The following is a 15,221-nucleotide window of genomic DNA, read 5'->3' as shown; positions in this document are numbered from 1 at the left end:
TATTATTTAAATATGTTCTTAATTTTCAAAACCCAAGACTGTTTTATCTGTTGCCCATAATTACCATATCCATAACCGTAACCATACAATTTAGTATTAATGTCATTTACTACAATGGCTAAATTTTTTATTTTCTCATCCTTATATAGCTCATCCACAATAGATAACTGTTGCTTATTAGTAATTTTTTGCCTAACAACATAAAGGGTCAAGTTGGCATATGGAGCTAAAAGTTGCGCATCAGTAATAATTCCGATCGGCGGAGCATCCATGATAATGTAATCAAACTGTTGTTTCAGTTTCTCAATCAATCCAGGTGTATGCTCACTCAGTAAAGTTTCTGCAGGATTAGGGGGAAGAGGACCTGATGAAATAATATAGAGGTTTTTGTTAACGGTCAAAGGCTTAATAATATTTTCAACTTTAACTGTAGAATCAATCGTATAGTTACTAAAACCTATTTGATTCTTGACACCTAATTTTGCAGACAGTCCGGGTTTTCTTAAGTCGAGCTCCATTAACAAAACCTTCTTACCAGCTAATGCCAATATATTTCCCAAATTAATTGCTGTAAAAGACTTGCCTTCACCACTCATACTGGAGGTCAGTAAGATTATTTTCTCGTTATCATTTTTCAGATAGAAAGATAAATTGGTTCTTAATGCTCTAAACTGCTCAGATATCGCAGACCTACTTTGATTAGCTACAACCATATTATCTGTTTCCACATTATGGCCAATTTCACCCACAATCGGTACATTTGTAAGTTTTGTAATATCTTCTTTAGATGAGATAGTTGTTTTCAACAAATCTACAATGATAATTACTGCTGCTGGTATCAGCAATCCCATTAATAATCCAATAAAATAAACGATATTTTTCTTTGGACTAATGGGATTGTTGTTCGCTTTTGGTGGATCAATTATTTTAGCAACCGATATATTCGATGTTTTCGATATTGCGGTTTCTTCAGCCTTTTGCATTAAGAAAATATACAACTCCTGTTTGATATCTCGATTTCTTGCTAACTTTAAATAATTTTTTTCTATTTGCGGAACACCACTAATCTTACCTTCCGCATTTTGCAGTTGGCTTCTAAGCTTATCTCTTGTTATGATGTAGGAATTTTTTGTACTTCGTATATTTGATAATATGCCTAATCTGGTTTCAAGAATTTGGTTATCAATGTTTTTGATAACCGGACTTTCATCTGTTAAACTTAATAGCTGTCTGTCTCTTTCTAATAATAATGCATTATATTGGTTCATTAGGTCTGAAAAAACCATATCTTGTGGCAAAATTGACGTTGGAAATACACGTTTATTTTTCGATGCATCCATCATGTACTTTTCAAGATCATTCATGATTTCGACCTGGCTTTCAGCTTTGGCTAACTGTGTGGAAAACTCCCCGTATTTTGCACAAGCACTTTGCCTTGCTCAGTCATGTCTGCTAACTGATTTTTCTGCTTGAAACTCTCTACATCGTTTTCAACATCACCAAGTTCTGAAGCTATTCTATTTATACGTTCTTTGATAAATTTACTCGTACTATCTGCGATAGCATTTTTATCACTTAGGTTAGTAGCAACGTATTGAAATATAAGTTTATTGAGAATATCCTCTCCTTTTTTTGGCAACGGGTAGATCAGCCCTAGATCAATAACCGAAACTTGCTTATTGGCCACGCCAACATTGAACTGCTTCATCAATGCAGCAACACGATCATCAATAGAACAAATATTAACAAATATAGTCTTATCGGTTAACAACTTATCCGTTGGCATTATGGATATTGCTCCGATATTTTTTACGAAGAAAGTTTGCCCCCACGTAACTTTTTTTTCAAACTTCTTCCCTTTAACACTAAGTTGCGAAGCGGATATTTTAGTTATTTCAAGATTTGTATTTTTTATGGTATCCAACTCTTTATTGATGATGATCTTAATTGGCGCTTGATAAACCTCTTGGGTCATTAATTGCATTTTATTGAAGTAGGTTACGTTTAACTCCATATCCCTAACAACCTGTGCCATTAAAAAACGTGTTTTTAAAACCTCGGCTTCATTGTCAACCGAACTTTTACCCCCCATTAAACTACCAAGATCCATTAGAGCACTAGCTTGTTTATTTATACTACCGCCTTTGTCATCGTCATTTACCAATAATTTAGCATTTATTTGATATAGTGGTGAGGTGTAATTAACATAAATGTAGGCTGCCAATAGGCCAGTAAAGGTAAATATGGTAAGCCAATGCCATGATGATACTAGTTTATCAAATATGGATTTTAAGTTAATTGTTTCTTCTGAGGCAACGATATATTGATCGCTATTTTGTTGAACTTTATTCATTTATTAGGAACGACTATTTAAAGTTAGATATAGCAAGTACTATCACAGAAATTACAGAGGCGATCACCCCAATTGTTTGAATTTGAGCCGAGTTAGAAGCTGATACCTTTCTTTTATTTGGTTCAACATACACGACATCATTTTGCCTCAAATAGTAAAATGGACTGTTAAAAATATTTGAAGAGTTTAAATCTAGCCTTGCAAATTCTTTTTTACCCTCATTGTCACGAACAATAAGTACATTCTCTCTTCTTCCATAGATAGTTAAATCACCAGCTAAACTTAAGGCATCAAGAATAGAAACCTTCTCATTTGGAAGGGTGTAGGTAGATGGTGCATTGACTTCCCCTAATACACTCACTTTAAAATTAGCAAAACGCAATTGTACTGTTGGTTCCTTAAAAAATATACTTACCTTTTCTCTAACCAATTCTCGGGCTTGATAAGTGGTTAAGCCAGCAACTTTAATTTTACCTATTAGTGCCAATTCAACCTCTCCATTTTTATCCACCAAAAAACCAGTACTTTGCTGTTGAACGCTAGTTGTAGCTGAATTGCCACCTAAAAGCGGGGCTGATGCAGCTTGATTTACCACAGCTCCACTCTGAGGGTTAAGTGTGAATATGCTAATACTTAGGATATCGTCAGTTTGAATAATCGGCTCTGTGAAAATTACTGCACTATCTAACTTCGCCTTATTGATTGTTTGGATGTCTTGAAAATAAGCTATTTTTTTATTGCTCACACATGAAGCCATGAAAACCGACAGCATGAAAAGAAAACAGTTAAATTGTATCTTCTTTTGGATTATTAATTTATTCATAGGTTTATATTCTGCAGGCATAAGAATCTACCAGCCTGCAAACTTAATCATTTTAAAGTAAATTATTTATATGTTTGATTGAATAGATACACTAGTCCCAATTTTGCATGTAGATTATTGGCATCTTGTTTAAACCAATTCCAATAATCCCCGGCAGGGATACTATCCTGCCATTGGTACTGATAATTCAATGACTTAATGTAGGTAAGTTGAGCATTAATAACAAAACTCTTGTGATTCCATGACAGATTTCCGCCTACAGAGAGATCAACCCAATGTCTGTTGATGTATTGTCTTCGGTCTGCTGAAGCAAATGAAAAATCATAGAAGAGGTCATTATTATTAACTTTGCGCTCGAATTGAATGCCGATTCGTTTTAAACCTTTTACCCAGCTCACATCAAGCGTTTGCAGATTACTGCCAGGTCCAATTCCCGCACCGAGCACCTGCCCCTGGTGGGTGTATCCATCCAATACTTGCCCATGAACATACCAGGTTGGATAATCTCGTAATTGTCCAGTTGTAGTCCTTTCTAGTTGCGTCAGCTCCAAACCAATCTGAATATATTCGTCCAGCTTTTTGAGGGGTACTAATTTTCTAACCCCCAAGATGTACGCCCGTGTATGCTCAGGTTCCACGGCAAGATCTCTCAAATCGTAGGAGTGGTCATTACGGCCATATTGAAAATACACTTCTGCTTTACTCTCGGTAAACACATACTTAGTAAAAAATGATATATACTGGTCTCGTTCCGCAGCATCCTCGCTATAAGTACCTTCAGGAGTAACATAGCCAACCTTATCAACTTTTGAAAATATTGGAAAATAATCTCCAAATCTCCTACCCATTTTAGATCGGTTCACAATAAATGTACGATCAAAGCCTAGAAACATTCCCGGAACCCATTTCGGTTGATATGTGAGTACTATCCCAGATATGTATCGCCAATCGTAACCCTTATCCAGAAGTTCATTTCTAACGGCCTGTGGAACGGTTAAATCGTTTTTCAAACTAACTCCCGACTGCTCTAAACGACCACCTATTACTTGCGCCTCAAAAGAGCCAATATAGGTTTTAATGGGCTTTGTTGTATTTAAGGTTAAATGTCTAAAGCCGGATGCATTGTTACTCATCAAGAGCGAGTTTCGCATGCCGGGTCCCCACCATAAATTTTCATTCGAAAAACCAGCAGATATCGGGCCGACATTCAGGCGTACACTGCTTTGACCCAGGCTAAATTTACTATAATTTCCATCCTGAAATCGATCAGGTAAATCTATTCTGTTAAAATAAGAACCTGTTACGGGTGAATTCCAATACACACCATTTGGCGCATCTGCCAAGCGCTGAAAACCTTTATTTTCTGCGAAAACATATTCTGGCCGGAACTGGATACTCAAAGGCCCGATCTTGGCGTAAATACCCGCTGAAAGCTGGGTTTGATAGCCCCTGGCCTGTACCATCGATCCATCATTCATGCCATAAGGATGGTGTGAATTAAATTGATGTTGCCAGGAAACAGGTAGGGCATAAATCTGTGTATGGAGTTTTGGGTTATTATATAATAACTTACGAAACTTCAAAAGCGAGTAATTGGTATCAGGATCTAGCGTCAGACTATTCCGGTCAGACATAAACATGGGCCTAATCATATAAGAAGTGTTGGAACTGTCTTTACCTAAAAGCTGCTGCCGACGGTAGGCATCTTCTACATTTTCCAATAAACCGACGGGTAAAGTTTGCGCTAAAGCACAAAAATTCAGAGAGAGCAATAACAGGGAAAGGTAGACAACCTTCATAAAGTATGTGATATAAGTAAAGAGATACAAACGTTAAAAAGTTCCCGAAGGTATGCAAAGTTTTTGCTGTGGGGAAAATTTTTTCAATTTTTATACGCTTTTCTTCATAACCTCATGGAATATAATAATATTTTTTTCATAACATTTAATTATTTAAAATTTTAAGCTCCTAATAAATAAAACTCGCAAAATTTGAGGTTTTGAGCGATATATTCTGTTTATTTGGCGTAAAATCAGAAATTGCATACCAAGCTTGAGCAGATTAAAGTTGAATACCCCCATTATCATGTTGCATCATATTGCCAATCAACCTCACTCGAGTTTGGAGAAATGGTGTATAAGTCATGAAAAATTTCTCGAATTATTAAACTGCATCGAACAAAAGGGCTTACAAACCACTACCTTTCAGGAGATTGTTGAGCGAAAATTAAATAGAAGCGATTTAGCCAACAAAGTCATCATTAGTTTTGATGATTGCCCGGCAACCCTATTCGATTTCGCCATACCAGAATTGATTAAAAGAGGCATGAAAGCAGTATTTTATATGCCCACCGAACACATAGATGGAGTAAATACCTGGGATATTAAAGAGTATGGCATGATCAGTGTAGAATTAATGAATGTCACACAATTAAAAAAACTGGTTGCCCTGGGAATGGAAGTGGGTAGCCATGGAGAGAAACATATCAAATTAGATACGGTAACCTACAATGTTGCTTATGCAGATATCGTTAACTCAAAATATACCTTAGAAAAATTATTAGAACATCCTACTTATTCATTTGCTTATCCTTATGGCAAGGTGCCAATGCAACACGAGCAAATGCTAAAAAAAGCAGGTTATAAATTTGGTTTATCTATCTATACATCTTTAGAAAGTAATTTCACCCTACGTAGATTTGCCATCAACGAGGGTGATGATCGCAATGCCATTAACCTAAAATTAAGCAAAAGGTATCAAATGATGCGTTCTTTATATGACCCTTTATTCCTGTTGTTAAATAAACTTTTAAGTAAAGCTTTTTGAAATTTTCTAGTCGAACGGCGAAATTGGAATAGTCATAAATATAAGGGATTTGTTCGTAGGTTCTCGTAGAGAACAACATTTCATGTTGGAGAGATCTATGCTAGAATTTGATATTGAAGAAATCTACAGCATAAAGTTAAGGCTGCGGAGGCGGAGAAAAGGCCGCTTCCGCAGTCAAGTAAAAAGATAAAGTGATGGATTGATTTTTAGGCCATAAGAACAACATGCTGTTGCAGTGTCATCTCTCCTATTGCTATGTTCGTAATAACGGATTTGTGATGCGCCACAACAAGCGTAGTTCAATACTTATGCGCATCTCCAAGTGGCTAACATTCAAATCGAAATGACCGAAATTTTAGGGCTTAAATATACAAATCCGCCATTTCTGCCCATTCTCATTCGTTACTTCCTCCCAATCCAGGAAATTATACTTATCAGCATATCGTTTCCAGAGCTGCGCATGCTCTTCAAAATAAAACATAGAGATGATGGCATGTCCACCCGGCTTTAAAGTACTTTTGAGATAAGCATCCAGCTGCTCAACAGGTTTTTTGAAATAATAAACACATTCGTTAAAAATTACCACATCAAACTTTTCTTTCGGCGTGTTTTGGTTAAAGTCCATTTGCTCGAAACGGAATGGTGGAAATGTTCTTCGGGCTTCGGCTACCGCATTTTCAGAAATATCAAAACCGAGGTAATCATCCGGACCTTTAATCTCTGATTTTAGATAGTGAAATAGCACCCCTTGTCCGCAACCTGCATCTAACACGCTACCACCACCATATTGCTTATAGAACTTTACAATACTTTTATAGTGTAAGGATTCTGTTTCTGAATAAAGGTAATCCCAAGCGCCATTTTTAAATTGCTCTTCCCAAACGCCTCTACCCACCGGGCTTCCGATTCCAAAGCGGTACAAGAACTTTCTGAATAATCGTTGTTTGATATAGTAAAAAATTTTTTCTGCGGTAACCATAGTTTTATGATAAAGGATGTATTGAATTAATCTGTTTGCTTTTTTGAAAGAGTGGTAGCTTAAAAATCACGGTAAAGATTTCTAAAGGTACTTCTCAAACCAAAGCTGATCATTCCGGTGTTTTGTGTAGCTACTGATGAAGATTCTTTTCTGATAATCCCACCAATTTCTGCCCTTAGATTATACTTTGGATTGATGAGATACGACACTTTGGCTTCTGTAAAAAACAAATTGGTTTTGATGCCCTGACCGATAAAATTTCCATAATTGCTGACATGAGTGCTGTAGTCGAGGAAAATATTTTTACCATAATTTAAACCAGCAGGATCTAAACCATAATTGGCATATATCATTTGCCCCTGGAAATCGAAACGTTTGTAGCTATAGTTCAATAAACCTAAAAATTCCCTGAAGTTTGCACCAAAGGGGTGTGCCAACGGCTGGTTCATCGCAGCATAATTGGAAACACGATCGAAATGTGCATAGGTGTACGGACGGGCAGTGTTAAACTCTGCCAGATAGTTTAAACCAGGCACTTTAAACAAATCTGATCCGCGAAAACCAAGCTGAACGGCCCACTTGTTAGCCCAGTAGCCGTTGTTAGCAAAAAACTCTTTTGCGGTAAACTCATCGAACATAAACTGACCATAAAGTGCGGTTTTATCCAGCACCTCATATTTTAAATTAATACCCAAACGCATTTTATCTGGTGAACTGGTATTGGCACTTTCAACCGAGCGCAGGAAGATGAACGGATGAATATAATTGAAGTCGAAACCTCGTTTTCCCTCCACCTGTGCATCAGCCCAGGTAACAGCCTGAAAAAAGCCGGCAGAAAAGCGTTTCGTAACGTTCCAATCTAAATAATGTGCGGCCATCCATTTTCCCCGGTCTCCTAAACGGCGATCGGTGGTAAATTTCTCCGCACCTGGATCAAGCATGTAGGCAAAAATGGTTTGATATTGAACATTGCCTAGGGAAGCCCTTAACCGAAGAAATGAATAATTGGCAGCCACATCAGAAAGCAACATCGAGCGATAACCATCTCCGATAAAGTTTTTATCGTATCCTAAAGCGATGTTCAGGTGTTTATTTGCGGTGTAAGACAGCAACGCGGTAGCGTACGACCAATCTTTTGTCTTATCGCCCAACTTACCCGTCATTTCACTAGGCACCACTTCGTTGGTATTTATAAAATCAGTAACGTAATTGGCAAAAACGCCCTGATTTTCATAGGCACTGGCATAGAATGAAAATTTTTCGCCTACATCACCGCCGATTTGAAAACCACGTGTATTTAACCAAGTGGTTTTACGCTCAGTGGTTTCCCTCCCAATTTGAAAATCTGGTAAAAAGTCGATATATACCTTGTAATCCTCGCCCTTAAGGTTAATCAGGTGCTCATCTGTTAATTTTCGTCGAACCCAACTTCTTTTATTGAGTGAGTCAACACCCAGTTGCATTAAACCTCGGTAGCGCTTAACTAATACGCTGTCATCTGCATAATAACCTTTTATCGAACTGTGAAAACGGGAATTTTGATCATATACCGAATGATTTAATTTTTGATAAAACTGAAAAGAATAAGGGATGTTTTGGTTTGGCGTTTGGGAAAGTGCCGCTCCTGTTGAAAAGAAAGTTAAGCTAAGTGCAAATAAAATCTTAAACCGGATATTGTTTTTCTTCATCTGCATTGTCGAGTTCTTCATAAATAGAATTATTGCTTTTGTATTCCTGTACCAGCTCCTTCATCAACACCACTACCTGCCTGTTGTCGTTGGCTTTAGCACAGTTTATTAATTTGTAAATGTGTTGTTCCACATCATTGAAGATATACTCCCGCACCTTCCCTATCATAATTTTGTGGTGATGGGTTGGCATCGTGTTTTCATTGTCATTTAAGAGTTCTTCAAACAATTTTTCCCCTGGCCGTAATCCGCTATACTGAATCTTAATATCCTGATTAGGAATTAATCCGGCTAAACGAATCATTTTCTTTGCGAGCTCCACAATTTTAACAGATTTACCCATGTCAAAGATAAAGATCTCCCCACCCTTTCCCATGTTTCCCGCCTCCAGCACTAACCTGCAGGCTTCAGGAATGGTCATGAAATACCGGGTAATTTCAGGATGGGTAACCGTAACCGGGCCTCCTTTCTCAATTTGTTGCTTAAACCGTGGAATAACCGAGCCATTGGAGCCCAAAACATTTCCAAACCGGGTGGTAATAAACTTGGTAATCGGTTTTATATTTAAATCGTTGATATAACTTAAGCCATTACTGAAAATATAGCTTGGATTACTTAAGGTATTGTTGAGCGATTGGACATATATTTCGGCAATGCGCTTGGAAGCTCCCATGATATTTGTGGGGTTAACTGCCTTATCAGTAGAAATCATCACAAATTTACGTACACCGAATTTAATTGATAAATCTGCGATAACTTTGGTACCCATCACATTGGTTTTAATGGCTTCGCAGGGGTTATCTTCCATTAATGGTACATGTTTATAGGCTGCGGCATGATAGACAAAATGAGGTTTGTAGGTTTCGAAAATATGTTCCATTCGCCTGATGTCGCGAACATCGCCTACGGCCGCATGGTAATTGTAATTCTGGCTCGATTCTTCTAACTCCAGGTAAAGATCGTGTAAAGCGGTTTCAGATTGATCGTTAAGGATAATCAAGCTCGGTTCAAATTTAAGCAGCTGACGCACAATTTCACTTCCTATTGAACCGGCAGCACCTGTAATTAAAATTCTTTTATTTTTAATCTGGCTTTTGATTCCTTCTACATCGATCTCAATCGTTTTCCTGTTGAGTAAATCCTCTATGTTTAAATTCTGTATTTGCGACGATTGCAGTTTGCCATCAATCCAAACGTTAGAAGGTGGAATATTGAGTACGACTACATCATGCTCTAAACAAGCATCAACAATGTCATTTTTTACCTCTATCGGAATACTGAAAGACCCAAAAATCAATTCATCAACTTCTTTTTTAGCAATAAGGCTTTTTAATTCCCTGGCATCTAATATCCTTACCCCATCAATGGTTTTACCAACTTTTCTAAGGTCATCATCCACAAAAGCAATGATATTTTTGTTAATCCTGTTATCGTGATCAAAGGTTCTCTTTGTAGCAATACCTGCTTCTCCTGCCCCATAAATAATCACCCGCATCTTATCGAGATTCAGGTTTTTAACATAAGTGAAAAAATACTTCACTAAAATGCGATAGGTAATGAGCAATACAAAACTAACCAGACCATAAATCACCACGATGATGTTTGACGTGAGCTGGTAGTTCCAGAATGCGGTAATCGAGATATTGATCACGAAGCCAGCTGCAGCACTGAGTACCACAGCAAATAATATTCGAAAAGTATCCTGAGCGCTGGTGTACCGAATGATTCCGGTGTAAGATTTTACATTAAAAAATACGATTACATTGATAATAGCAATCACCAATGCGGTGCGGCTAAAGAAAATTAGATTAAGATCGGTAATATCGAAGTTATATCTGATAAAATAGGCTATTCCCAGAGAAATGGTGCATATCATCAAATCGATAATAAAAATTAGCCAACGGGGCACTATATTGATTTTACTAAACACCAAATTTTCAATTATTACCTTTGTGCAAACCCTTAACCAGTTCTGTCTTACCCTGAACAACTAATCGAAAAGCAACAAAAAACGTACCTGTAATTGTTAAAATTAGTGCAAGATAGGATATTTTGTTAATATTGAGGAAAATTAAACAAAGGTTAATTGCCAATTGAATCAAACAATAATAAACCGTAACCTGTAAATGTGAAATATTTCGCTCGTTTGCTAAAAATTGGTAAAAATGAGTACGATGTGCCTCAAAAATATTTTCCTTCCTTAAAATCCTGAAAAACATGGTACTCACTACGTCTAAACCGTACACCATAAGCAATAAAATATAGTTTAGGTTATTGCTAAATATGATGAGTTTTAAGATAAAAAACAGAATGATAAATGCTATACTTACACTACCTACATCACCTGCAAAACACCTTGCCAATCTTCTGAAGTTAAAAAAGTTAAATACTAAAACCGCTGCAATGGTAGCAATGACAATCATGTTATCTATAAAATGAAAATGATTGATGTTGATATACAAGAGTGACAGCAAGGTTAACAAACTATATCCACCAGTTATCCCGTTAATTCCGTCCATAAAATTGATGGCATTGATCCCTCCTATTACAAACAGGAGCGCAAGGCCTACAATATACCATGGAAAAATATAAAGGTTTAACTGATAAAAAAGTAATGCCACCGCTAATAAATGGATGGAGAATCGCAACCTAAAATCCTGATTTTTCAGATCATCGAGAAAGCTGATGGCGCTGATGAAAAGCAAGCCAGTCATAAACCAGGCATACTGATAGCCAGAAAACGCAAATTCGAGTAGTAGCGCAATTGGAAATATAATTCCGCCACCCCTAATCGTATGTTCTGCATGAGAGCTTCTCTCATTTGGTGCATCAATGATATTATATCGATCTGCTGTTTGGAGATAGAGGTACATAATTCCAAAAAGCAAAATGGTAAAAAAAACAATGGAGATATAAATCATATAATCAGATTATCAACTACCGACTTTGGGTTCCAGTCAATTTGATGTCTGGCTCTATGATTGGAAAAAGTCAAGGTTTTAGTCATTTTACTTAGCTTTTTACTAGTGATGGGAAAATTCCCTCCGAAAAGATCTCCGAACAGCGCAAACGTTTTAACAAAACCATAAGGCAAACTTAGCGAACTTCTTTTATTAATTTGTTGCGATATGGCTGATGATAAAGCGCTGAAACTGGGATGCACACCGTCTGTAAGGTTGTAAACACCTCCAATGGTAAAAATCTGCTCAATAAATTTCGCCACATCATCTACCATAACCATGCTCCTTTGCGCTTCACCATTACCAATGTTAAAGTAATACCCTTTTTTTATGGCCATGATCATACTGCGAAGATTTCCGGGTGGGTTTTGACCAGCTAATAAGGGCAGGCGTAAGATGGTGCAGATGACCTTGTTCTCCTTGCACCACGCCCTAATTAATTCTTCGGCAGCTATTTTACTTTTACCGTAAGGGTCTTGTGCCAATAAGGGAAAATCCTCATTGATAAGAAGACCTTCGTCTAAACCGTAAACGGAAACAGAGCTGATAAACACAAAATATTTTGGCAAGCCACATTTTTCGAGCCCGGTGAGTAAATTCATTGTACCAGTTACATTTACCTGGTTAAATACAGCTTTCTCTGCTTCTGTTTCGGGCACTACATGTGCCTTTCCCGCTGCATGAATAACCAGCTCGCAAACTGGCAGTACGGGGATCTCCATTGCAAGGTCGGCAACAACATCACCAGCTGATCTGCCTAACTTTATTAATTGGTATTGGGCAAAATAGTTGGAAATTGCTTTTCCCAGAAAACCAAAAGCACCTGTTAAGATTATCCTCATTTTAGAAACTGCGTTAATCTTTTAATAATTCTTTTGGGCATTAACAAATAGGGTGCCTTTAAATGATTTTTTTTCCAGGCAGCGAGTATCTCCAGATTTCCATTGATGATATTTTTCATACTCACATTGGTTGCACCACCTAAGCGCATACGTACAAACAAACGGTTGATGTATTTGCTTTTAAATTGGTGCAGTTTGAACAAACGCAACATAAATTCATAATCTGCAGCCAAACGCATGTTTAAATCAAAAAGACCAACCTCCTGGTAAACCGTCTTTTTAATAAACAATGATGGATGTGGTGGTACATGACCATCTTCAAAAAAATCAGAATAGTAGCTTTCTGAAGTCCATTTACGAACCACCTGATTTAAATCGTCACTTTTCACGTAAACCAAATCGCCGTAAACGAGTGCTAAATCAAGATCACTTGAAAAAGCGTCCATTACCGTAGAAACAACCTGGTTATTTTCATAGACATCATCTGAATTTAAAATGCCGATTACATCACCAGTGCACAATTTAATTCCTTTATTCATAGCATCATAAATCCCAGCATCCTGTTCCGAAACCACCTGATGAATGGCAGAACCATATTCCTTTATGATATCCAGTGTTCCATCTGTAGAGGCACCATCTATTATAATATACTCGATGTTCGGGTAAAGTTGCGCTAAAACAGATTCAATTGCACTTTTTACCGTATTTCGATTATTAAATACTACTGTGATAATGGAGATTTTCATGGTACTAAAGCTTGATATACCTGCAACGTTTCCTGATAACATTGTTCCCAGGAAAATTTTTTAGATTGCTCCAGGCCCTTTACCCGCAGTAATGCTTCATTCCCGGAAATGCTGTAAATCGCTTGCCTGAAAGCATCAATATCCAACTCATTTACTAATAATCCGGCATCGCCAGCAACTTCTGGTATCGACGATCGATTTAATGCCACAAAGGGTGTTCCGGTTTTCATTACTTCAAGCAAAGGTATACCAAATCCCTCGTAAGAGGAAGGATAAACTAAAGCAAAAGCCTGGTTATAGAGCAGGTTTAATTCTTGATTTTCGATATGGGTAAAAACTTTCCATCGGCCACTGAGCTTGTGGTTAAGTGATTGTCCTTCTGATTTTGATAATGCAGCACCCACGATGTACAAATCGAATTCCGGCAATGTTTGTAATAGTTGAACGGCAAAATTAAAATTTTTATAATAAGCCCTTGAGCCTATAAACAGAAGGTATGGTCGTTGCGTAAAAGATTGCGCTGCAACCGGGAAAAACGCGTCAGAAACGCCGTTGTAAATTACAGTGATGCGCTCTTCTTTTAGGGAAGGATGGAATTTTAACAGATCTCTCCTGGTATTTTCAGACACGACAATGATTTGATCGGCAGCCTCAATTGCTTTGTTTTTTTGTAATACATGTAAATACCTCCTTAATCCACCATAAAACCGTTCATGCACAAAATCATGAATCGTGACTATAGATTTTGCCTGGGGGTGGTTGGTGAAGCGGTTGTAGCTGGAATGAAAAATAAAAGGCTCATGATGATTTTTGAGAAAAAGCTTTTTAAATCGCTCCACTAAAACGAGCTTCTTACGCTGTACAATCAATTTTTCTGATGGAATATTCAACTCCAACCTCGAAATATTCTGATTGGTATATTCCGTAAAACTAATATCAAAATTATCTCTTAAAAATCTGGAGATCAGTGATGTCCAGTAAGAAGAAATTCCTCCGGCATTTTGCAGACTGTAAATAATATTATCATAATGGATTTTCATTCCGCCTTCCCTTCATTAAAGCTTTCTACCACACGGCTTCTCAACGAATATAAGGTATAAAAATAGATCAGGTTTTTCCCAAGGCCTATTTTAAAAATTTTGTGCTGAATCATTTTGCTAACCAGCGCTAAAAACCCACGCCGGTAACTCTCCAAAAAATCATGAACAATATGATACTGCTGCTGGTTAAGCGCTTTTCTGTATCGACAAAAGAAAGAATTTACTAAATTATAGTTGTCAGTCAATGGTTTGAGCATCGCATCGCTGTGCTTAAAATATCGGTTAAACCGACTGGCAAAAGTCATTTTGTTTACGTTGCCACTGACGTTATTTTGATGCTGCCGATATAATATCAGGTTTTCATTAAGCAGAATATTTTTGCCAAAGGCGGAAATGACCAGCGCAATATAATAATCGTGGTTTACAGATGATGCAGGAATGTGTTTCACTCTTTGCACAGCAGCCGGGTTGAGCATGATGGTGCAGCCCCAGGCGTAATTCTCATTGATTAGCAAAGGCAAATTTAAAGTTGCAGGCAAAGGCAAATTTACATTAATGGGTTGATCATTGGCATCGATGAAGCTTAAATTAGAATATAAAAGCAACGGCATTTTAGCGCCAAATATTTTTTCCTTTTCCAACATCACCTCATAAGTCCGTTCCAGCTTTTTTTCCAGCCATATGTCATCTTGATCGGCAAACAAAACATAATCTTTCTTATTTTCAAAAGCCCAGTCAAAAAGCTGTGAAAAATTGCGACAAGCCGAACCGTGGATGTTGCCGTAGTGAATTAAGGTGATGCGGGCATCACGGCTGCAAAAATTCTGAATCATTTCAAGTGTCCCATCAGTTGATCCATCATCTCTGATGATCAGTTCCCAGTATGGATAGCTCTGCCCGATGATGCTATTTATTTGTCTTTCCAAATATGCTGCACCATTATATGTTGCCATTAAAATGGTTA

At 37.4% G+C, this 15,221-nt stretch carries 13 protein-coding genes; 1 reads left to right on the top strand and 12 read right to left on the bottom strand.

What is annotated here, in order from left to right; genetic code table 11:
• Positions 1-2: 2 nt before the first annotated feature.
• From EA772_RS07355 to EA772_RS07340, 4 genes are all read right to left on the bottom strand, one after another.
• Positions 3-1,364: a tyrosine-protein kinase family protein gene (locus EA772_RS07355; protein WP_124912183.1), complete on the bottom strand. Its 1,362-nt coding sequence runs from the start codon at positions 1,362-1,364 to the stop codon at positions 3-5.
• A gap of 26 nt (positions 1,365-1,390) precedes the next feature.
• Positions 1,391-2,353, bottom strand: a complete 963-nt coding sequence (locus EA772_RS07350; protein ID WP_124912181.1) for a Wzz/FepE/Etk N-terminal domain-containing protein — start codon at positions 2,351-2,353, stop codon at positions 1,391-1,393.
• 13 nt (positions 2,354-2,366) lie between these two features.
• A complete protein-coding gene (locus EA772_RS07345) occupies positions 2,367-3,176 on the bottom strand; it encodes a polysaccharide biosynthesis/export family protein (RefSeq protein ID WP_124912179.1) in 810 nt (269 codons plus the stop codon).
• A gap of 62 nt (positions 3,177-3,238) precedes the next feature.
• Positions 3,239-4,975, bottom strand: coding sequence for a capsule assembly Wzi family protein (locus EA772_RS07340; protein WP_124912177.1), 1,737 nt, complete (start codon positions 4,973-4,975; stop codon positions 3,239-3,241).
• Between the two features lie 253 nt (positions 4,976-5,228).
• On the opposite strand from EA772_RS07340, the gene EA772_RS07335 reads away from it, so the two are divergent.
• Complete coding sequence (locus EA772_RS07335) at positions 5,229-6,002, top strand: polysaccharide deacetylase family protein (RefSeq protein WP_210405083.1); 774 nt, start codon at positions 5,229-5,231, stop codon at positions 6,000-6,002.
• 355 nt (positions 6,003-6,357) lie between these two features.
• Here the strand turns inward: EA772_RS07335 and EA772_RS07330 are convergent, their stop codons facing one another.
• From EA772_RS07330 to EA772_RS07295, 8 genes are all read right to left on the bottom strand, one after another.
• Positions 6,358-6,981, bottom strand: coding sequence for a trans-aconitate 2-methyltransferase (locus tag EA772_RS07330; protein WP_124912173.1), 624 nt, complete (start codon positions 6,979-6,981; stop codon positions 6,358-6,360).
• A gap of 59 nt (positions 6,982-7,040) precedes the next feature.
• A complete protein-coding gene (locus tag EA772_RS07325) occupies positions 7,041-8,690 on the bottom strand; it encodes a gliding motility protein RemB (protein ID WP_246834065.1) in 1,650 nt (549 codons plus the stop codon).
• Positions 8,644-10,545, bottom strand: coding sequence for a nucleoside-diphosphate sugar epimerase/dehydratase (locus EA772_RS07320; RefSeq protein WP_124912171.1), 1,902 nt, complete (start codon positions 10,543-10,545; stop codon positions 8,644-8,646). The genes EA772_RS07325 and EA772_RS07320 overlap by 47 nt, the downstream gene beginning before the upstream one ends.
• Before the next feature lie 61 nt (positions 10,546-10,606).
• Positions 10,607-11,590, bottom strand: a complete 984-nt coding sequence (locus tag EA772_RS07315) for a glycosyltransferase family 4 protein (protein ID WP_124912169.1) — start codon at positions 11,588-11,590, stop codon at positions 10,607-10,609.
• Positions 11,587-12,471 carry an NAD(P)-dependent oxidoreductase gene (locus EA772_RS07310; RefSeq protein ID WP_124912167.1) on the bottom strand — a complete coding sequence of 295 codons (885 nt, stop codon included), beginning with the start codon at positions 12,469-12,471 and terminating at the stop codon, positions 11,587-11,589. The genes EA772_RS07315 and EA772_RS07310 overlap by 4 nt, the downstream gene beginning before the upstream one ends.
• Positions 12,468-13,217, bottom strand: coding sequence for a glycosyltransferase family 2 protein (locus tag EA772_RS07305; protein ID WP_124912165.1), 750 nt, complete (start codon positions 13,215-13,217; stop codon positions 12,468-12,470). Before EA772_RS07305 ends, EA772_RS07310 begins: the two co-directional genes overlap by 4 nt.
• A complete protein-coding gene (locus EA772_RS07300; RefSeq protein WP_124912163.1) occupies positions 13,214-14,257 on the bottom strand; it encodes a glycosyltransferase family 1 protein in 1,044 nt (347 codons plus the stop codon). The genes EA772_RS07305 and EA772_RS07300 overlap by 4 nt, the downstream gene beginning before the upstream one ends.
• Positions 14,254-15,210 carry a glycosyltransferase family 2 protein gene (locus EA772_RS07295; protein WP_168187494.1) on the bottom strand — a complete coding sequence of 319 codons (957 nt, stop codon included), beginning with the start codon at positions 15,208-15,210 and terminating at the stop codon, positions 14,254-14,256. The genes EA772_RS07300 and EA772_RS07295 overlap by 4 nt, the downstream gene beginning before the upstream one ends.
• Positions 15,211-15,221 lie beyond the last annotated feature (11 nt).

Origin of the sequence: Pedobacter sp. G11, from assembly GCF_003860265.1 — a bacterium.
Taxonomy (GTDB): Bacteria; Bacteroidota; Bacteroidia; order Sphingobacteriales; family Sphingobacteriaceae; genus Pedobacter; species Pedobacter agri.
The sequence above is the reverse complement of the archived record's forward strand: the minus strand, read 5'-3'. Positions and strand labels throughout refer to the sequence as shown.

Bases quoted from the DNA above. Each gene is read 5' to 3' on its own strand.
- EA772_RS07340 (WP_124912177.1), bottom strand. From the start codon at position 4,975: ATGAAGGTTGTCTACCTTTCCCTGTTATTGCTCTCTCTGAATTTTTGT.
- EA772_RS07345 (WP_124912179.1), bottom strand. From the start codon at position 3,176: ATGAATAAATTAATAATCCAAAAGAAGATACAATTTAACTGTTTTCTT.
- EA772_RS07305 (WP_124912165.1), bottom strand. From the start codon at position 13,217: ATGAAAATCTCCATTATCACAGTAGTATTTAATAATCGAAATACGGTA.
- EA772_RS07350 (WP_124912181.1), bottom strand. From the start codon at position 2,353: ATGAATAAAGTTCAACAAAATAGCGATCAATATATCGTTGCCTCAGAA.
- EA772_RS07355 (WP_124912183.1), bottom strand. From the start codon at position 1,364: ATGAATGATCTTGAAAAGTACATGATGGATGCATCGAAAAATAAACGT.
- EA772_RS07325 (WP_246834065.1), bottom strand. From the start codon at position 8,690: ATGAAGAACTCGACAATGCAGATGAAGAAAAACAATATCCGGTTTAAG.
- EA772_RS07320 (WP_124912171.1), bottom strand. From the start codon at position 10,545: ATGATATGCACCATTTCTCTGGGAATAGCCTATTTTATCAGATATAAC.
- EA772_RS07300 (WP_124912163.1), bottom strand. From the start codon at position 14,257: ATGAAAATCCATTATGATAATATTATTTACAGTCTGCAAAATGCCGGA.
- EA772_RS07310 (WP_124912167.1), bottom strand. From the start codon at position 12,471: ATGAGGATAATCTTAACAGGTGCTTTTGGTTTTCTGGGAAAAGCAATT.
- EA772_RS07330 (WP_124912173.1), bottom strand. From the start codon at position 6,981: ATGGTTACCGCAGAAAAAATTTTTTACTATATCAAACAACGATTATTC.
- EA772_RS07295 (WP_168187494.1), bottom strand. From the start codon at position 15,210: ATGGCAACATATAATGGTGCAGCATATTTGGAAAGACAAATAAATAGC.
- EA772_RS07315 (WP_124912169.1), bottom strand. From the start codon at position 11,590: ATGATTTATATCTCCATTGTTTTTTTTACCATTTTGCTTTTTGGAATT.